This window comes from Brevibacterium oceani, from assembly GCF_017948325.1.
Taxonomy (GTDB): domain Bacteria; phylum Actinomycetota; class Actinomycetes; order Actinomycetales; family Brevibacteriaceae; genus Brevibacterium; species Brevibacterium oceani.
Window position 1 is genome coordinate 3,215,975 of sequence record NZ_CP072846.1, and the last position, 17,758, is coordinate 3,233,732.

The 17,758-nt window shown below is 64.8% G+C and carries 17 protein-coding genes; 10 read left to right on the top strand and 7 right to left on the bottom strand.

All coding sequences use genetic code 11. From position 1 onward, the window contains the following. The first annotated feature begins 7 nt into the window (after positions 1-7). The 6 genes from J9314_RS14260 to J9314_RS14285 all read left to right on the top strand — a co-directional run bounded on the left by J9314_RS14260 (position 8) and on the right by J9314_RS14285 (position 5,288). On the top strand, positions 8-976 hold the full coding sequence (locus J9314_RS14260; protein WP_210603016.1) for a methionine ABC transporter ATP-binding protein: 969 nt from the start codon (positions 8-10) through the stop codon (positions 974-976). Beyond that, complete coding sequence (locus J9314_RS14265; protein ID WP_210603017.1) at positions 976-1,650, top strand: methionine ABC transporter permease; 675 nt, start codon at positions 976-978, stop codon at positions 1,648-1,650. Before J9314_RS14260 ends, J9314_RS14265 begins: the two co-directional genes overlap by 1 nt. 140 nt (positions 1,651-1,790) lie before the next feature. Then, entirely contained in the window at positions 1,791-2,627 is an 837-nt protein-coding gene (locus tag J9314_RS14270; protein ID WP_210603018.1) for a MetQ/NlpA family ABC transporter substrate-binding protein, read from the top strand. A 228-nt stretch (positions 2,628-2,855) separates the two neighbouring features. Next, positions 2,856-3,323, top strand: a complete 468-nt coding sequence (locus J9314_RS14275) for an SRPBCC family protein (protein ID WP_210603019.1) — start codon at positions 2,856-2,858, stop codon at positions 3,321-3,323. A gap of 159 nt (positions 3,324-3,482) precedes the next feature. Continuing rightward, positions 3,483-4,367 (top strand): class A beta-lactamase, encoded by an 885-nt coding sequence (gene bla, locus J9314_RS14280; protein ID WP_210603020.1) that lies wholly within the window; start codon positions 3,483-3,485, stop codon positions 4,365-4,367. 123 nt (positions 4,368-4,490) lie between these two features. After that, positions 4,491-5,288 carry an NAD(P)-binding domain-containing protein gene (locus J9314_RS14285; RefSeq protein ID WP_210603021.1) on the top strand — a complete coding sequence of 266 codons (798 nt, stop codon included), beginning with the start codon at positions 4,491-4,493 and terminating at the stop codon, positions 5,286-5,288. 76 nt (positions 5,289-5,364) lie between these two features. On the opposite strand, the gene J9314_RS14290 is transcribed toward J9314_RS14285, so the two are convergent. Beyond that, the gene (locus tag J9314_RS14290) at positions 5,365-7,083 is read right to left on the bottom strand and encodes a formate--tetrahydrofolate ligase (protein WP_210603022.1); all 1,719 of its coding nucleotides are present in this window, start codon (positions 7,081-7,083) and stop codon (positions 5,365-5,367) included. A gap of 270 nt (positions 7,084-7,353) precedes the next feature. On the opposite strand from J9314_RS14290, the gene J9314_RS14295 reads away from it, so the two are divergent. Next, positions 7,354-8,103: a class I SAM-dependent methyltransferase gene (locus tag J9314_RS14295; RefSeq protein ID WP_210603023.1), complete on the top strand. Its 750-nt coding sequence runs from the start codon at positions 7,354-7,356 to the stop codon at positions 8,101-8,103. Positions 8,104-8,123: 20 nt separating this feature from the next. Here J9314_RS14295 and J9314_RS14300 read toward each other — a convergent pair whose 3' ends face one another. The 3 genes from J9314_RS14300 to J9314_RS14310 are packed head-to-tail and all read right to left on the bottom strand — an operon-like array spanning position 8,124 to position 11,621. Then, on the bottom strand, positions 8,124-9,269 hold the full coding sequence (locus J9314_RS14300; RefSeq protein WP_210603024.1) for an FAD-dependent oxidoreductase: 1,146 nt from the start codon (positions 9,267-9,269) through the stop codon (positions 8,124-8,126). Between the two features lie 51 nt (positions 9,270-9,320). Further along, positions 9,321-10,673 carry a sodium/glutamate symporter gene (locus J9314_RS14305; protein WP_210603025.1) on the bottom strand — a complete coding sequence of 451 codons (1,353 nt, stop codon included), beginning with the start codon at positions 10,671-10,673 and terminating at the stop codon, positions 9,321-9,323. A gap of 51 nt (positions 10,674-10,724) precedes the next feature. Further along, positions 10,725-11,621 carry a LysR family transcriptional regulator gene (locus J9314_RS14310; protein WP_210603026.1) on the bottom strand — a complete coding sequence of 299 codons (897 nt, stop codon included), beginning with the start codon at positions 11,619-11,621 and terminating at the stop codon, positions 10,725-10,727. 328 nt (positions 11,622-11,949) lie between these two features. Between J9314_RS14310 and J9314_RS14315 the strand changes: the two genes are divergently transcribed. Then, on the top strand, positions 11,950-12,582 hold the full coding sequence (locus tag J9314_RS14315) for a YdhK family protein (RefSeq protein WP_210603027.1): 633 nt from the start codon (positions 11,950-11,952) through the stop codon (positions 12,580-12,582). 10 nt (positions 12,583-12,592) lie between these two features. Here J9314_RS14315 and J9314_RS14320 read toward each other — a convergent pair whose 3' ends face one another. Both J9314_RS14320 and galE read right to left on the bottom strand, forming a co-directional pair. After that, positions 12,593-13,477 (bottom strand): DUF3626 domain-containing protein, encoded by an 885-nt coding sequence (locus J9314_RS14320; RefSeq protein ID WP_210603028.1) that lies wholly within the window; start codon positions 13,475-13,477, stop codon positions 12,593-12,595. Between the two features lie 24 nt (positions 13,478-13,501). After that, positions 13,502-14,494 carry a UDP-glucose 4-epimerase GalE gene (galE, locus tag J9314_RS14325; protein ID WP_210603029.1) on the bottom strand — a complete coding sequence of 331 codons (993 nt, stop codon included), beginning with the start codon at positions 14,492-14,494 and terminating at the stop codon, positions 13,502-13,504. Between the two features lie 189 nt (positions 14,495-14,683). Here galE and J9314_RS14330 point away from each other — a divergent pair, with 189 nt between their 5' ends. Next, complete coding sequence (locus J9314_RS14330; RefSeq protein WP_210603030.1) at positions 14,684-15,739, top strand: hypothetical protein; 1,056 nt, start codon at positions 14,684-14,686, stop codon at positions 15,737-15,739. Positions 15,740-15,824: 85 nt separating this feature from the next. Beyond that, a complete protein-coding gene (locus tag J9314_RS14335) occupies positions 15,825-16,349 on the top strand; it encodes a Dps family protein (protein WP_210603031.1) in 525 nt (174 codons plus the stop codon). Positions 16,350-16,442: 93 nt separating this feature from the next. On the opposite strand, the gene lhgO is transcribed toward J9314_RS14335, so the two are convergent. Further along, positions 16,443-17,660 (bottom strand): L-2-hydroxyglutarate oxidase, encoded by a 1,218-nt coding sequence (gene lhgO / locus J9314_RS14340; protein WP_210603032.1) that lies wholly within the window; start codon positions 17,658-17,660, stop codon positions 16,443-16,445. Between the last annotated feature and the right edge of the window lie 98 nt (positions 17,661-17,758).

The window sequence follows — 17,758 nt, forward strand, 5'->3', positions numbered from 1 at the left end:
GGCGCCTGTGATCGAGCTGCGCGCACTGCGGAAGGTGTTCGGAGACACCGTCGCCCTGGAGGAGATCGACCTCTCGGTCCCGGCCGGAGAGATCCACGGCATCGTCGGCCGCTCGGGCGCAGGCAAGTCCACGCTCATCCGCTGCCTGACCGGACTCGACTCCCCCACTTCGGGAGCGGTCTCCATCGACGGCGTCGACCTGACCAACCGGTCCGGCGCCGGTCTGCGCGAGGCCCGCCGCAACATCGGCATGGTCTTCCAGCACGTCAACCTCCTCGATTCGCGCACCGCGCTGCACAACGTCGCCCAGCCGCTCAAGATCGCCGGCATCGGCAAAGCCGAACGCCTGGCCAAGGCTCGGGAACTCCTCGACTTCGTCGGCCTCGGTGACCGCGTCGACAACTATCCCGCTCAGCTCTCCGGCGGACAGAAGCAGCGCGTAGGCATCGCTCGAGCGCTGGCCGCGGAGCCGAAGGTGCTGCTGTGCGATGAGCCCACCTCGGCGCTGGATGCCTCGACGACGGATCAGATCCTCGGCCTCATCCGCTCCCTGCGCGACCGCTTGGGCATCACCGTCCTCATCATCACCCACGAGATGTCCGTCGTCCGCGAGATCTGCGATTCCGTGACGCTGCTCGCCGACGGCCGCGTGGCCAAGACGGGGAAGCTCGCCGAGGTGCTCTCCGAACCCGGATCGGCACTGGCGAAGGACCTCGTTCCGCTGCCTCCGGTCGGCATCGACGATTCGGAGGGCCGCCTCGTCGAGGTGTCCCTGGCCGGCACCGACCTGCCCACCGTGCTCACCGCGGCACAGAAGGCCGGAGTGAGCGCCGAGGCGATCCTCGCCGGGGCCGTGGAGACGGTCGAGGGTCGTCAGATCGGCCGGCTGCGCTTCACCGTGAGCTCGGCCGACCAGTCGAACGGGCTGATCAGCGCCCTGAAAGCCGATGGCATCTATGCGGAGGAGGCAGCCTGATGAACGATCCCACATGGTTCGACAACCCCGCGATCACCGATCAGATGTGGCCTGCTGCCGTCGAAACCCTGCTCATGACGGCGTGGTCGACCGGGCTCGCCGTGCTCTTCGGACTGCCGTTGGGCATCTGGCTGTTCACCGCGTCGAAGGGCGGACTGAACTCGAACCAGTTCGTCTACCGGGTGCTGTCCTTCATCGTCGACGTCACCCGTTCGATCCCCTTCATCATCCTCATCATCGCCCTCATCCCCTTCGCCCGGTTCGTCGTCGGATCCGCACTCGGCTGGCAGGCGACCGTGGTCTCTCTGACGATCGGGGCGATCCCGTTCTACGCCCGTCTGGTCGAGAACTCCCTGCGTGAGGTCTCCGAGGGCAAGGTCGAAGCGGCCCTGATGATGGGTGCCTCGAACGGTCAGGTCATCCGTCAGGTCTACGTCCCCGAGGCCAAGCCCGGTCTCATCGGGGCCGCCACGGTCACCTCGGTGACGTTGGTGTCCTACACCGCGATGGCCGGCGCCGTCGGCGGCGGCGGCCTGGGCGCATTGGCGATCTCGTACGGCTACCAGCGCTACCAGGCGGACACGATGATCGCCTGCATCATCGTCCTCGTCCTCATCGTCACGCTCATCCAGTTCATCGGCGATCGGCTGGCCCGCGCGGTCGACCACCGATGAGCCGCCTCGGCGGGTTATCCGGCAATCTTCCGCGTTAAGTGGGTACAGATTGCTCGGATCGGCTACGAATTCGACAATCTCAACCCACTTGACCTCGCACCGCACCACTCCACGACACACACAACACATCAAGGAGAACCATGAAGACCAAGCTCATCGCGATCGCAGCCAGCGCGACCCTGCTGCTCTCGGGCTGCGGACTCGTCGGCGGCGGCACCGATTCCGTCGGCGAGAAGGACGGCGACCTCACGAAGCTCACCGTGGGTGCGACCCCGGTCCCGCAGGGCGACATCCTCAACTTCGTGCAGGAGAACCTCGCCGAGGATGCCGGCCTCGACATCGAGGTCAAGGAGTACACCGACTACACGCTGCCGAACAAGGCGCTCAACGACGGTGACATCGACGCGAACTACTTCCAGCACAAGCCGTACCTCGATTCCGAGGTCGAGGGCCAGGGCTACGAGATCACCGGCTTCGAACCCATCAACCTCGAGCCCTTCGCGCTGTTCTCGAAGGACATCAAAGACGTCAAGGACATCCCGAAGAACGCGAAGATCGGCATCAACAACGACCCGTCCAACCAGGGCCGGGCGCTGAAGATGCTCGAGGAGGCGAAGCTCATCACCCTCAAGGACGGAGTCGACGCGGTCGATGCGAAACTCTCCGATGTCGAGGACAACCCGAAGAATGTGAAGTTCGTCGAGGCTGACGCCGCCCAGCTGGCTCGCACCCTCGAGGACGTCGACGCCTCGGTGATCAACGGCAACAACGCCCTTGAGGCAGGCCTGTCCCCGGCCAAGGACGGCATCCTGCTGGAGAAGGCCGAGGACAACCCGTACGGCAACTTCCTCGCCGCTCGCACCGCGAACAAGGACGACGAGAACATCAAGAAGCTCGACGACCTCCTCCACTCCCCCGAGGTGAAGAAGTTCATCGAGGACAAGTGGTCCGACGGCTCGGTCCTCCCCAGCTTCTGACCCCTCTTACTACCTGACGGCGGCCCAGCAACCTCGCGCCAGGTTGCTGGGCCGCCGTCGGGTTGCAGCCATCAAGTTTCCGCCGTCAGCACTGCATCACCCCGTTCCTGCGGGCGGTTACACCACCGCGTGTAGGACGAGCGTCCGCCGGCAGCGGTTCACGCACGGCGCTGACCGGTGAAAGTTCTCAGGGCGGTGGCGTACGACCAAGTCGTTAGACTGGCCGACATGACCGAATCTCTCACCTTCGCCGATTCCATCCGCATCGACGCTGATCCTGCCACCGTCTATGCGACAGTTGCCGACGTCACCCGAACCGGCGAATGGTCGCCGATCTGCCGAGAGTGCTGGTGGGATGAAGGCGACAGCCCGCATGTCGGCGCCTGGTTCACCGGTCGCAACGTCACTGCGGATCGCGAGTGGCAGACCCGCAGCCAGGTCGTCGTCGCTGATGAGGGCCGCGCGTTCGGATGGAGCGTGGGACCTGGTCGAGTCCACTGGACGTATAGCGTGGAGGAAGCGGCAGGCGGCACACTGCTCACCGAATCCTGGGAATTCCTTCCCGAGGGGCAGGAATTCTTCGTCGAGAAGTACGGAGACCACGCCGCCGAGGAGATCGCCGAGAGAACCTCGGCTGCGCGGACGGGTATCCCCGAGACTCTCCGCGCCATCAAGAAGGTCATCGAACAGCACTAGAGCAGCTTCGCGCCCGCCTGCTCGCCCAGATGAGTTGTCGCCGATCAGACCTGACGAGGCGGCAGCACCGACCCGATGACATGTCCCGATCAAAGACGTGTCCCGACGAGTGAATGGACCGATCCGATGCACACTCCAGCATGGAAACCGCTGTCCGTAATGACTCTGGCAGTCGCCGTTGCCGCCGGCTGCACTCCCAGCGCCGATTCGGCGGAGGCCGGTGCCGCACAGACTCCGAGTCCCGACCAGTCCGAACATCACGAGCTCACCGCGGAACTCGAATCCCTCGAAGAGGAATTCGCCGCAAGAGTCGGGGTGAGCGCCATCGATACCGCCGACGGCACCACGGTCGACCATCGAGCAGGCGAGCGCTTCGGCTTCGCCTCGTCGCTCAAGGTCTTCGCTGTCGCCGAGCTGCTCGACCGCACCACGCCCGAAGAACTCGACAGACGAGTGACCTGGTCACAGGCTGACGTCGACCGGGCTGGTTGGACCCCCGTGACCGAGAAGCATGTCGACGATGGTCTGCCCCTTGCCGACGTAGCCGAAAGCGCACTGCGCGTCAGCGACAATGCCGCGATGAACATCGTGCTCGACGAGATCGACGGCCCCGAAGGACTCGATGCGGCACTGGAGGACGCCGGCGACCCGATCACCGAGGTCGTCGACGAGGAGCCGGAACTCAACGTCGTCGAGCCGGACAGTTCCGACAACACGACGACGCCGGACGCCTTCACCGCGAATCTTGCAGGGCTGCTCGATCCCGCACGACTGTCGACCGATGACAGAGAACTGCTGCTGGAGTGGATGTCGGACAACGCGACCGGAGACCCCCTCATCCGCGCCGGGGCTCCCGACGGGTGGACGGTCAGAGACAAGTCCGGCCACTCCGACGGCATCCAGAACGACGTCGCCGTCGTGACACCTCCCGGGAAGGACCCGATCGTCATGTCCGTGCTCACGGAGTCCGATGACCCGGATTCCGATGAGGGTGCGGCCCTGGTCGAAGCCGTCGCCGAGGTTGTCCTGCACAGTTTCGAGTGATGTACACGCCCGATCCCCCGCCGAGGCGGCTCCCGCTCTCGGTCGGGAGCGGACAGACTGGTGGCGTTCCGTTCCTGATGGAACAATGCGAGACGGAAGCTACGTCACCTGCAGGAGGACCATATGAGCACGATCGGATTCATCGGAGTCGGAGAGATCGCCTCGGCGATGGTCGAAGGGCTGAGCGCGGGCACCGCCGCTGAAGACGGCGGCCGGCCGGAGCACGGCCTGCAGTTCGTGCTCTCCCCGCGCAATGCCGAGCGCGCACGGCACCTGGCCGACACAATTGAGACCGCCGAGGTGGCCGAGAGCAATCAGGACGTCGTCGATCGCAGCGACCTCATTGTCCTCGCCGTCCTCCCTCAGCAGGCCGCCGACGTCCTCGGTGACCTCGACATCCCGGCAGAGAAGACCGTGGTCAGCGCGGTTGCCGGAGTGCCGACGGACGAAATCGCAGCACTCCTCCCCCACGGCTCGACCATCGTTCGGATCATCCCGCTCCCGGCCGTCCGTGAGCGAAAGGGAGTGACGGCGATGTTCCCCGCCGATCACGATGTCGAGGCGCTGCTCGACGTCCTCGGCGGATCGGTCACCGCCGAGGACGAGACGAAGTTCAGCACGCTATCCGCAGTGACCGCGACGATGTCGGCGCATTTCGCGTTCCTCCAGACGATCACCGCGTGGCTGATCGACAAGGGTTGGGAGAAGGCCGATGCCGACCACTTCATCCGCGGCCAATTCGTCGGTCTCGGCACCACCCTTGACCAGTCGGAAGCCCCGATCGCCGACCTCGTCGCCGCGCACGAAACCACGGGCGGACTCAACGAAATGGTCAACCGGGACTGGATGGACGAGACGAACCGCGCGAACCTCGCGGCAACGCTCGACGCAGTGTTCGAGCGAGTAACCAAAACCGACTGACCCCTATTTGCTACGTGACGGCGGCCCAGCAACCTCGCGCCAGGTTGCTGGGCCGCCGTCGGGTAGCAATTGAGGGTCAGAAGAGGCCGGTGATGTTGCCGTCTTCGGTGACGTCGATCTTCAGTGCCGAGGGCTCCTTCGGCAGGCCCGGCATCGTCATGATGTCACCGGCGATGACGACGACGAAGCCGGCTCCTGCGGAGAGCCGCACGTCTTTGACCTCGATGATGTGGCCGGTCGGAGCCCCGCGCAGGCTCGCATCCGTCGACAGCGAATACTGCGTCTTCGCGATGCACACTGGCGCGTCCCCGTACCCCTCGTCGGTGAACTGACGCAGCTTCCGCTTGACCGCGGGCGGCAGGTCGACGTCGCCCGCCTGATAGATCCGCTGTGCGATGGTGCGGATCTTGTCTTCCAGCGGCTGGTCGAGGTCGTAGCTGAATTTCGCCGAGGTGGCCCGATCCGCACCATCATCGGCCCCCGCGCCCCCAGCAGCCTCGACGACTGCCTCGGCGAGCGCCAATGCACCCTTGCCACCGTCGGCCCAGTGAGTCGACTCGACGGCCGCGACGCCGACCCCATCCAAATGGGCAATCGCCGCGGCCATCTCTTCATCGGTGTCCGTGGGGAATCGGTTGAAGCACACGACCGGGGTCAGACCGTAGATCTCGCGGAGGTTCCGACAGTGCAGCTCGAGATTGCTCATCCCCTCGATCACCGCTGTCACATCAGAAGAGTTGACGTCGGCAACGTCGACCCCGCCGTGGTACTTCAATGCCCGCAGCGTCGCGACGACGACCACGGCGGACGGCCAGATGCCCGCGGTCCGACACTTGATGTCGAGGAACTTCTCGGCCCCGAGGTCGGCACCGAATCCGGCCTCCGTGACGACCCAGTCGCCCAGCGCCAGCCCGGCCTTCGTCGCGAGCAGACTGTTGCAGCCGTGCGCGATGTTGGCGAACGGGCCGCCGTGGATGAACGCCGGCGAGTGCTCGAGCGTCTGCACGAGGTTCGGCGCCAAAGCATTGCGCAGCAGTGCCGTCATCGCCCCGGCCGCCCCGATGTCCACGACTGTGATCGGTTCGCGGCCGCGACTGTGCGCGAGCACGATCCGACCCAGCCGCTCCTTGAGGTCCGCCAACGAGGTGGCCAGGCAGAACACGGCCATGACCTCGCTGGCGACCACGATGTCGAAGGCGTCCTCGCGGGGCACTCCCCCGTTAAGTCCCCCGAGTCCGACGACGACTCCGCGCAGCGCGCGATCGTTGAGGTCGACGACCCGGCGGATGTGGATGCGCCGCGGGTCGACGTCGAGCTCGTTGCCGAAGTGGATGTGGTTGTCGAGCATCGTCGCGGCGAGGTTGTTCGCCGCTGCGATGGCCGCGAAGTCCCCGGTGAAGTGGAGGTTGATGTCCTCCATCGGCACGACCTGGGCGTATCCGCCGCCGGCCGCCCCGCCCTTCATTCCGAAGACCGGGCCCATGCTCGGCTCCCGCAGCGCAAGCACGGCCTTGCCGACCTCTGGTTTCGACCGTGCGAGTTCGTTGAGCCCGTCGGCCAGGCCGATGCTCGTCGTCGTCTTGCCCTCCCCGGCCGGGGTCGGACTCATGGCCGTGACGAGGATGAGTCGTCCATCCTCGGCGCCGGCCGAAGCCTCGTCGAGGACGTCGATCGGCACCTTCGCCTTCGTCCATCCGTGGGGAATGATGTCCTGCGCGTCGAGACCCAGCCCAGCGGCGATGTCGACGATGGGATCGAGCTCGGCGCTGAGCGCAATATCCATATCTGTGGTCATAAGGCCATCATGCCGCTTATGGTCCGTTTTGTGACCACCTCCGAACCGAGAATTCGCGCAATGTCAGCCGGGGTCCGTACACCGAAGCATTCCCTCGCCGAGGTGGCCCTCCGCTGAGTGTCCGACTGAACATAACGCGAAGGTTCCATTGATCATTTCGCGAGCGCCGATCCCGACTGCCGACGCGGTGCCCGAAACCTGATTGCGTGCGGGTGTCCGCAGACCGGCATCACCTGTACACCCGACAATCCAATGCGGCAGGATGGCCTCATGCGCACATTCGACGAACTCGTCGCCGAAGCCCGGTCCGCCGATATCTCCGGGTGGGGTTTCGATTGGCTCGACTGGCGCGCCACCGAAGAGCGTCCGCCGTGGGGCTACGCGACACTGCTCGCCCGCCGCCTGTCGACGGCGACCGCGGCCCTCGACATCGACACCGGCGGCGGAGAGGTCATCGACGAGGCACCGGTCCTGCCTGCCCGCATGGCCGTCACCGAGTCCTACGCCCCGAACGTCGCCATCGCCCGGCACCGGCTCGGTCCGCGCGGGGTCGATGTCGTCGAGGCGGGCCCGCACAGCCTGCCCTTCGCCAACGGCAGCTTCGACCTCGTCAGTTCGCGTCATCCGGTCACGCCCGTGTGGTCGGAGATCGCCCGCGTGCTCGTGCCCGGCGGCACCTACCTCGCCCAGCACGTCGGCCCCGCCTCGGCGTTCGACCTCAGCGAGTTCTTCCTCGGGCCGCTGCCGGAGAACCGGAAGGCCCGCGATCCCGAAGCCGAGACCACAGCCGCCGAGGCGGCCGGACTCGCTATCGACAAGCTGCGGACCGCACGCTGCCGCATGGAGTTCTACGACGTCGGGGCCGTCGTGTGGATCCTGCGCAAGTGCCCGTGGTGGGTTCCCGACTTCAGCGTCGAAAGCTATGAGCCGCAGCTGCGTGAGCTCGATGCCCGGATGCGCCGAGGCGACCCCTTCGTCGCCCATTCGACGCGGCATCTCATCATCGCGTCAAAGCGCTGACCCACCCCGTCGCCGGCAGATCACCTGGTAGCGCCGCCCGACCGGAACCGATCCGGAACATCGTCGGCGCCCGTGGCGAGGTCGGCCGCAAATTCGCCGAGGAGCGGCGCGAACTTCGCCCCGTGCCCCGAACACGCGGAGACGATGACGAGCCCGTCGACCTCGTCGATGACGAAATCCTCGTTCGGGGTGTTCGTGAACAGGCACGTGGTCTCCGCATACGGTTCCGGAATGAGTCCCGGCAGGTTCCGCTTCGCATAGTCGATCATCCGGGTCCGCATCTCCTCGGTGATCTGTCCGTCCTGGTCAAGAGCCGAACCGATCACCTTCCCACCGTTGAATTGGGCGAGTTTCTGGCCGGTGGATCCGGCATCCCTGCCGCCCGGCAGGCCGTAGGTGAAGATCTCGGAGGACTTGTGGATGAACGTCGGCCAGGATGTGCGCGGCAGTCCCGATTCGTCGGCGTCGCGGTAGGGCATGTGGAAGGCCTGTTCCTGCCGCACTTCGAAACGCGGCAGCGCAGAGAGGAATCCCTCAGGAAGGCCAAGATCGCCGAGGAGGGCGGGCAGCCATCCGCCGGCAGCGACGATGACGCGGCCCCCTTCGACGGATTCCCCCGTCGCCGAGGTGACTCTGAACCCTCCCGCGGAACGTCGGGTCACCTCGGCGACTGTCCAATCCGTGCGGACCCGTGCGTGCCCGGTGGCCGACGCCAGGTCGAGCAGGGTGTTCACGGTGGTTTCGGCGTCGATGACGCCGGCGTCGGGGTGGAAGAGAACCTCGGTATCGAACGCGAACTGCGGCCAGCGTTCGGCGGCCTCTGCGGGGTCGAGGATTTCGTGAGCGACTCCGACGGCGTCGAAGATCTCGGCGAGTTCGGCGGTGTGCCGGACGTCGCCGTGGTCGATCGCACCGGTGACGGAGATGAGCTCGGTGCCGGCTTCGGCTTCGACCTGGGACCAGAGTTCCCGGGATCTCACGACCAGTTCGGTGTAGAGCCGGTCGGGGTAGGCGTAGCGGAAGATGCGGGCCGAACCATGGGAGCTGCCACGGTCGTTGGCCGGGGTATGCCGTTCGAGCACAGTGACGTCCTCGCCGCGCGCGGTCAGCGAATACGCGGCTGCGGCACCGGCCAGCCCTGCTCCGATGACGATGTGGTGAGTCAAAGCTGTTCTCCTCAAGAAGTGGTTGGGTGATTGGTCACTCTCGCGGGCGCATCACACCTGGATCCGGCTGCGTCTGTTGCCTGCGACAACGACGAGCGCTGCGGCGACAGCGACGACGGTGATCGCACCCCAGATTCCCACAACTGCCCACGAGGCGCCGGCGATGACCAGCAATGGAGCGAACGTCACGGCGGTGACTTCTACCGGGATGACCGGGAGATACGCCAGCGAGAAGTCCTCAAGGGTGCGAGATTTGAGTTTCGGATCGACGATGCGCAACAAAGCGATGCCCGTGGCGACCGCCCCTGTCGCCCAGCCCCAGGTGAAGAGCTGCCGTTCAAACCACCCGTCTTCCATTACCCGCGGGGCGACCCACAGGCCCAGGAACAGGCACAGGGCCAGACCGACGACGAAGAGAATGAGAAGTGAGAGCCATTGGTCGACGACGAAGCTCGGCACTACTGAGGCGATCCCGCACACCATGAGGACGTCAGTCGCAGATCCGGAGATGGAACTCTGGGTGTCCTTGTCGATGAACTTCGTCGTCGACGTCGCGGACAGCAAAGCCCGGAGCACGAGGCCGACAAGGAACGCGATTGAGAACAGTGGGAATGCCACAGAAGGAATGAGTTCGCCGAGGGTGACGTTGATTCCGTAGGCCGCCGCAGACATCCCGGCGACGATTCCGGCTTGGAACGTCAACGATTCGATGGCGCTGCCGGAGAATTTGTGCGTACCGATCGCAGGCTGCTCGACGTTGTCGTCGAGGATTCCGGTCCGCAACTCGGCGGGCACCGTGTCGAGGCCGGAGAACTCACGGGCGTATCCCTTCACTGCACCGTACTTCGCCTGGATGATACCGCCGACGACTCCGACGAGCAGACCGACTGTCGCTGCGGTGAACGCGAGGGACTGCACGGCAGGGTCTCCGGAATCAGCGAATACCGTACCGATCGCCGCTGCTGAACCGAAGCCACCGGCCCAGCCGGCGAACAGCAGCAGCCCGACATGATCAGGTGCCCCGAACAGCGGACCGAGGACCAGCAGGACCAGCCCCATGCCGATGGCCGTCTGCGCGGCGTAGATGAGGACACCGTAGCTCGCGAAACCGGCGACCGATCGCCCGATTTTGAGGATGTTGAAGTCGCTGGTCATTGCCAGGCAGGCGAAGACCAGGACGATGAGCAGTGAGGTGTATTCGCCGAGCTGGTCCGAAAACGGCAGCCAGCCGAGAACATTGGGGCCGAACACCAGACCGAGCACACCGGCAATGACTCCGGCAGGAATCATCATCGTTTGGATCGCCGGAATCTTTGCCCGCAGGATCGTGCCGACGACGAGCAGGCCGCCGATGAGTCCGGCATCGACGAGCAGCGCTGAGGGGCTGAATTCCGTGGGTTCCATGAGAGCAGTCTCCTGTGAAAGCGGTTCGTGGATGAGAGGTCGGATAAAAGGTCAGGGCGTAAGGTCGTTTTCTGCCGCCCATCTGCCGAGCACTTCGGTCAGCGGGTCCAACAGTTTCAACGGGTCTCCAGGCGCGGTGCGGATCGTCAGCGGATACGTGTGCCGTGCCTCGGCGAGGGAGGCGAATGCGACACCGCTCCACGATTGGATGGCAACCGATGCCGGCACGAGGCTGATGCCCGCCCCGGCGGCGACCAGCCCGAGGATGGCCTGCTCGTTCGACACATGTGCGACCGTGCGCATCGTTCGTCCGTGCTCAATGAAGATGCTGGCGACGAGGTCGAATGCGACGGGAGCAGAGGAACGGTGGAACAACACGACCGGCTCGTCGCTGATCTCGCCGACATGCACTTCGCTGCGGCCGGCCAGCCGATGGCAATTTGGAAATGCCACGCACAGCTTCTCCCGGAACGCAATCTTCTCATCGGGCCGGTGGCTGCTGAACTCCCTCACCAGGCATGCATCGATGTCCCCGTTGTCGACAGCAAGTGTGAGGTCGGAACTGGCGCCGTCGGAGACGACGATCGAGTAGTCGTCGAGAGCCGCGAGCACTCCGGTGATGATGGCCGGGAAAGTGGAGCTGACACCGCCGAGGCGGATCCGCTGAGTCTTCTTCCCGTCACGCATATCGGCTGCAAGCTGTGGGAGCGAATCGGCACGGCGTCGCAGCTCGAGCACTTCGGGATAGAGCCCGCGAGCCGCGGCAGTGGGGATGACTTCACGCGGCCTCCTCTCGAAGAGTTTCTCTCCCAAGTGCCGCTCCAAGGAGGCAACAGACTGGCTGACCGGCGACTGTGCCATGTGCAAGGACTTGGCAGCTTTCGTGAAGCTTCCTTCGGAGTACACAGCGAGGAAACAGCGCAACTGCTTGAGACTGACTTCGCTCATCGGCGCACTCCCGGACTACACGTGACACAAGCAACTGTGGTTGTGTTCATGACAGCCGAGTCTATGAATGCGATCCGGTCAAGGCAAGATGCAAATCAGATCAATTTACGAAAGTGCTAGACGAAAACCGTCTAGCACGAATCGCGTCGTTCTCATATATATCCCCATGTCACTACGGGTGCAGAGCACCTCTGTCGTCTTGGCGATCATACCCGTCAGGGGTATAGGGTGTGCGTGGCGGGTCCGCGAGCTGGGATGCCGTGAAATTGTCCCATCTTCCGCCGGGCGATCTCCGACGCGGCCGTCTCACAGAACCAGGAGACCACTTATGAAGAAGCTCTCACCGACCATCCGATTTGCGGCAGTCGTCGCAGCACTCGGGCTGGCATTGGCAGGCTGTTCGACCGTGAATGATGGCACTCAGGGATCCGACGGCGAAGGCTCCCACGGAAGTCACGAGTCCGCATCGAACGAATCCAGCGGATCCGATCACGAAGACGATTCAGGACACGAATCAGGCGGTCACGAAGGACACGCAGCCGATGGCGGCGACCCGCCCGAGGGAATCACGAAGGCCGCCGACCCCAAATTCGACGTCGGCGACACAGTCGTTCTCTCTGCCGATCACATGCCGGGGATGAAGGACGCCGAGGCAACCGTCTCCGGCGCGTTCGACACGACAACCTATTCGATCAGCTACACGCCGACCGACGGTGGAGGTCCGGTCAAGGACCACAAGTGGGTCGTCCACGAAGAGCTTGAGGACCCGAACAAAGCGCCGCTGAAGACGGGCGCGAAGGTCACCGTCAATGCCGACCATATGCCCGGTATGAAGGGCGCCGAGGCGACCATCGACTCAGCGACCGACGAGACCGTCTACATGGTCGACCTGAAGACAGATGAGATGGAGATGACGAACCACAAATGGGTCGTCGAAAGCGAGATGAAATCCGCTGAGTGACAGCGTGGTCTCACCAGGTCCGGCCGAATCGCGCGAGGCAGTGCCAGACCTTCTTGATCTGCTGCCCGTCGAGATCCCACGCCCGTCGGGCGCGCGCGACGTGGATGGGTCTCAGCTGCGCTGAGCTCCCCACACCCTCGGCGATCCGCTGCGCAAGCTCGACCACGTCCTGGCCCCGATACTCCGGATGCGCGGCGATTTGGGAGACCTCGGCGACATAACCCGGATGAGTCTCGACGGCGAGACCGCAGCGGTCCGCCGTCTCCAGCACCGCATGATCGTCGAAGCTGGGATCGATCACCAGCGCTTCGACGTCTTCGGGCACCTTCACCTCTCCGTGGATATGAGCCTCGATGTAGTGATCGAGACGGTCGCGGGACATACCGCGTCCTTGAGTAACAGCCGGGCCGCCGGCCGAATCGTCGCGACGAAAGTCGGCAATGAGTCCCATCCGGTCAGCGACGCCGAAGATTTCCGGGCCGAATGTGCTGTCCGGATAGGCAAAGGTCGCCCGAGCAAGAGTCTCCGGGCGAAGACGCAGGTGGGCCGACCCAAATCGAGGTGCCGGGCCATAGGGATCGCCGTCGAGGTCAAGAGCTCCATAGACCGGTCGATGCTGCACTTCCACATGGTCATAGGCTCCGCCGAATATCCTCTGCTCCCAGTGCCACCGGTCACCGCCGGGAAAGGCAGTCAGACCGCCGTTGCTCGTTCCCGTGACGAACTGGGACACATACCGCCCCTGAGCGAGAATCGACGCGAGCACTCCGGTCTCCGAGACAGCATCACCGGGATGGAAATGCAGTGCCACACGCGCACGGGATGGCAGATCCTGCCCTGCCGCGGAACGTGCTCGGACCCAGTCAAGCGCTGCTGAGACCGGGTCCGGAACCATCAGTCCTGCCCTTCTACGCGCCGTCTACTTCTGCCCAGGCAGCATCCCCGCGGCTTCGACGGCACTGCGGACGATCTCCTCCAGACCGAATTCGGCTTTCCAACTCAGCAGGGCCTGGATCCGGGAGACGTCGGCGACGAGGGCCGGCGGGTCTCCGGCGCGACGCTCGCCCATGTCGGGGACGATGTCACGGCCGGTCACCTCGGCGATGGTGTCGATGACTTCCTTCACCGACGCCCCGGTTCCGGTGCCGACGTTGAACACGGTCTCCGTGGTGCCGCCGGCCTTCATGTAGTCCAGCGCCGCGATATGGGCTTCGGCGAGGTCTTTGACGTGGACGTAGTCGCGGATGCAGGTGCCATCCGGGGTGGCGTAGTCGTCCCCGAAGATGATCGGCGCCTTGCCGTCGGCGAGTCGGCCGAGCACGATCGGGATGAGGTTCATGACCGCGGTGTCGGCGAGTTCGGGCCAACCTGCACCAGCGACATTGAAGTAGCGCAGCTTCACGGCATTGAACGTCGTTCCCCGCATCTGCGAGGCGGTGATCTGGTTGTCGATCATCCACTCGCCGATGAGCTTGGTCTGGCCGTAGGGGTTGATCGGACGGCAGGTGAGATCCTCAGGCACCATGTCGACATCGGGCATGCCGTAGGTCGCGGCCGAGGAGGAGAAGACGAGCGACTCGATGCCGGAGCGCTCTACGGCGGCGAGGATGTTCGTCAGGCCGCCGATGTTCTGCCGGTAGTACATGACCGGTTCTTCGACGGATTCGCCGACCTGCTTCTTCGCGGCGAAGTGGATGATCGAATCGACCTGGTGCTCCTCGATGGCGGCGGCGAGGCGGTCGGTCGCATCGGCTGCGGCCAGGTCGAGGTCAACGACGGGCAGACCATCGACTCGGGCCGCGATGCCTGTGGAGTAGTCGTCGACGACGAACACATCGTCACCGCGTTCGGTGAGCAGCCGCACCACGTGCGAACCGATGTAGCCTGCTCCTCCGGTCACCAGAACTGCCATTGACCGCGTCCTCCTTCATCTCGTCGACTCGAGCTCATCCGTCGAATCCTCGACATCAGAACATCTGCGATATCAGAATACGTGTTCGCCACACTGCCATCGACCCGACGACCTGAATGAGCCGTGTGGAAAGCGTCGGAATTCGCCGTCGCCCTGGCCAGACCGAACCGGCCCTGCCACAGTGGGAAAATGCATGCCCTCCTCATCTGCGATCCCGGTCCGCCGAGCCGGCGAGTGGCCTCGCTCAAGGACGAGTTCGCCGAACTCCTCCGACAGGATTTCGAGTCAGAGGTGACCGTCGACGTGTGCACTGAGGCGCTGCGTGTCCAGGCCGACCATCGGCTGGAGTTGTCGACCCTCGATGCGATCGTCGACCGCTTTCCCGCAGCGGACCTCGTCATCATGCTCACGGACATCCCGCGCCATACCCAGGGCAAACCGCTCATCGCCGAGGTCCTGCCGGACCGCAACATCGCTGTGATCTCCTGCCCCACCCTCGGCGCTGTGACGACGAAGCGCCGCCTGCTGAAGATCTATATGAGCTGCGTCAATCAGCTCCTGCCCGACGGCCATCTGCCCGCGAAGTCACGTCGCCTTCCTCGTTGGGGCCAGTGGTCGAGTCGGGCCGAATCGGGCCGCCGCACCCTCCACGCTCACACCTTCACCGGCGGGACTCGCCTCGTGCTGGGCATGACCATGGCCAACGAGCCGCTGCGGATGTCGCGCAAACTCTCCCGGGCCATGGCCGCAGCGGCAGCGACGGGTGCGTTCGGCATCTTCTACAGCTCCATCTGGCAGATGTCCCATCACCTCTCGACCGCCCGTCTCATCTCGATCGGTGCCATCGCCATCGCTGTCATGGTCGGTTGGCTGATCACGATCAATCGGCTCTGGGACCGTCCTGTCAATGAGCGCCTGGCTCAAGTCGTCTTCTACTACAACCTCTCCACCGTGCTCACACTCATCATCTGTGTCACCGGGCTCTATGCCTTGCTGGTCATCGGCATCCTCGCCGGTGGACTCATCGTCATCGACCCCGATTTCATGGCGCAGACGATCCACCGGCCCGAAGCCCGCTTGACGAACTACCTCGACATCGCGTGGCTGAGCGCCGCGATGGGCGTCGTAGCCGGCGCACTCGGGTCGAGCTTCGACAGCGACATCGACCTCAAGAACCTCACTCACGCCCAACGGCTGCGCTCCCGCGTCTACACCGCCCAGGACGAGGAGACCGGCACGGCCTGACGGGGGTTACGTCCCACCCCGGGCGGCGTTATGGTGGCAACAGACTCCGGATTCACCCGTAACCGGAGAGATTGGAGCAAGAATCATGACACAGTCAGTGACCGTTCCCGATCCCCACGGCTCAGAGAAGACCGCTCGCGAGAACGCCGAGAAGGGTTTCATCGCCTCTGATGCCCTGACCAAGAACCTCCAGACGGTTCTTGTCGACTTCATCGCGCTCAGCCTCACGGCCAAGCAGGCCCATTGGAATATCGTGGGCACGAACTTCCGTGACCTCCACCTCAACCTCGACGAGGTCACAGACGTGGCCCGTGCCGGCAGCGATGAGATCGCCGAGCGTATGAGGGCTCTCCACGCCTCCCCTGACGGTCGCCCTGCAGTGATCGCCGAACAGACCGGTCTGCCGGAGTTCCCGAACGGAGAGATCAGCACCCACGACGCCATCGATCACATGGTCGCGTCGATCGAAGCGACCGTGGCTTCGATGCGCGACTGCCATGACGAGGTCGACTCGGCGGATCCGACGACCGCCGACATCTTCCACAGCTATATCGCTCAGCTTGAGCAGCAGGCCTGGTTCATCAGCGCAGAGACCCGCACACCCAAGTGAGTCGCTGCGGCTGAGCAGCCACTCTGATCTTCGGGCCGCCTCCCCGTCCTCACGGTCGGGTAGGCGGCCCTTCGTCGTCGACGCCCGGCACCGTCATCGCTGGCCGTCGACGATGCCCACGAGGTGTTCGGCAATGGCCAGCGCCGAGGTGGCTCCCGGGGAGGGCGCGTTCCTGACGAACATCGTGGCTCCCGCCCGGTCGATGACGAAATCATCGACGAGTGTTCCGTCCCGATTCATCGCCTGGGCGCGGATTCCGCGGGTGGCGCGGTGACCGTCGGCCCCGGCGAGGGAGGGGACGTAGCGAGCCGCCTCGGCGACGAATCTCTCGATGGAGAGCACGCCTGGGAGTTCACGTACAGCGGTGGCCATATTGCCGGCGGCGAAGCGCCAGAATCCGGGGTCGGCGGCCACGCCCAGGGAATCGGGGATGTTGAGGCCGAGGCCTCGGTAGCCTTCGCGGGAGAAAGAGAGGAAGGCGTTGGGCCCGATCATCAGTCCGCCGTCGATGCGCCGGGTCACGTGGACGCCGAGGAAGGGATACTTCGGGTCGGGTACGGGGTAGATGAGTCCCTTGACGGCATCGCTGTGTGCGGCATCGAGGATGAAGTATTGGCCGAAGAAGGGCACCACGGTCGGTGTGCGGGCCTGTCCGGAGCGGGCGGCGAGGCGGTCGGATTGGAGCCCGGCGCAGACGATGACGTGGTCGTATTCCTGGGCATCGACCGGCGTGCGGACGATGGCAGTGTCACGGGCGGTGGAGCCGCCTCGGTGATCGACGGACTTCACCGGGGTGGAGAAGCGCACGCGGCCGCCGTGGGCGCGGAAGTCGGCGACGAGAGCGTCGGTGAGTCCGGAGTAGTCGATGATTGCGGTGTGGGGTGAGTGAAGTGCTGCGAGGCCTTCGGCGTTCGGTTCGATTTCGCGCAGGCCATCGCGCTCGAGCAGAGCGATGTCGGGCACACCGTTGGCCCGGGCGCGGTCGTGGATGGCGTGGAGGCGATCGACTTCGACATCGTCGGTGGCGACGACGACCTTGCCGCATTCGTCATAGGCGACTCCGTGCTCCTGGGCGAAGTCGCGGATGATGTCGACGCCGCGGCGGCACAGGGTGGCCTTGAGGCTGCCGGGTTCGTAATAGAGACCGGCGTGGACCACTCCGGAGTTGTGGCCGGTCTGGTGGGCTGCCGGACGGTCCTCCTTTTCGAAGAGGGTGACGTCGGCTCGGTCGTGGCGAGTGAGGATCTCGCGGGCGACCGCGGCTCCGATGATGCCAGCTCCGATGACGGCCCACCGTGGTGTCTTCGCCATGCCTCAACTCCTTCGCTGATCCTCGTCGTTCCTGCCGGTTGAGTCGACTGTAGATGTTGGCAAGGCGGCAGGAGTCGCTCGTCCACACCGCGGAAGCG

Bases quoted from the DNA above. Each gene is read 5' to 3' on its own strand.
- J9314_RS14265 (WP_210603017.1), top strand. From the start codon at position 976: ATGAACGATCCCACATGGTTCGACAACCCCGCGATCACCGATCAGATG.
- J9314_RS14270 (WP_210603018.1), top strand. From the start codon at position 1,791: ATGAAGACCAAGCTCATCGCGATCGCAGCCAGCGCGACCCTGCTGCTC.
- J9314_RS14275 (WP_210603019.1), top strand. From the start codon at position 2,856: ATGACCGAATCTCTCACCTTCGCCGATTCCATCCGCATCGACGCTGAT.
- bla (WP_210603020.1), top strand. From the start codon at position 3,483: ATGACTCTGGCAGTCGCCGTTGCCGCCGGCTGCACTCCCAGCGCCGAT.
- J9314_RS14285 (WP_210603021.1), top strand. From the start codon at position 4,491: ATGAGCACGATCGGATTCATCGGAGTCGGAGAGATCGCCTCGGCGATG.
- J9314_RS14290 (WP_210603022.1), bottom strand. From the start codon at position 7,083: ATGACCACAGATATGGATATTGCGCTCAGCGCCGAGCTCGATCCCATC.
- J9314_RS14295 (WP_210603023.1), top strand. From the start codon at position 7,354: ATGCGCACATTCGACGAACTCGTCGCCGAAGCCCGGTCCGCCGATATC.
- J9314_RS14305 (WP_210603025.1), bottom strand. From the start codon at position 10,673: ATGGAACCCACGGAATTCAGCCCCTCAGCGCTGCTCGTCGATGCCGGA.
- J9314_RS14310 (WP_210603026.1), bottom strand. From the start codon at position 11,621: ATGAGCGAAGTCAGTCTCAAGCAGTTGCGCTGTTTCCTCGCTGTGTAC.
- J9314_RS14315 (WP_210603027.1), top strand. From the start codon at position 11,950: ATGAAGAAGCTCTCACCGACCATCCGATTTGCGGCAGTCGTCGCAGCA.
- J9314_RS14320 (WP_210603028.1), bottom strand. From the start codon at position 13,477: ATGGTTCCGGACCCGGTCTCAGCAGCGCTTGACTGGGTCCGAGCACGT.
- galE (WP_210603029.1), bottom strand. From the start codon at position 14,494: ATGGCAGTTCTGGTGACCGGAGGAGCAGGCTACATCGGTTCGCACGTG.
- J9314_RS14330 (WP_210603030.1), top strand. From the start codon at position 14,684: ATGCATGCCCTCCTCATCTGCGATCCCGGTCCGCCGAGCCGGCGAGTG.
- J9314_RS14335 (WP_210603031.1), top strand. From the start codon at position 15,825: ATGACACAGTCAGTGACCGTTCCCGATCCCCACGGCTCAGAGAAGACC.
- lhgO (WP_210603032.1), bottom strand. From the start codon at position 17,660: ATGGCGAAGACACCACGGTGGGCCGTCATCGGAGCTGGCATCATCGGA.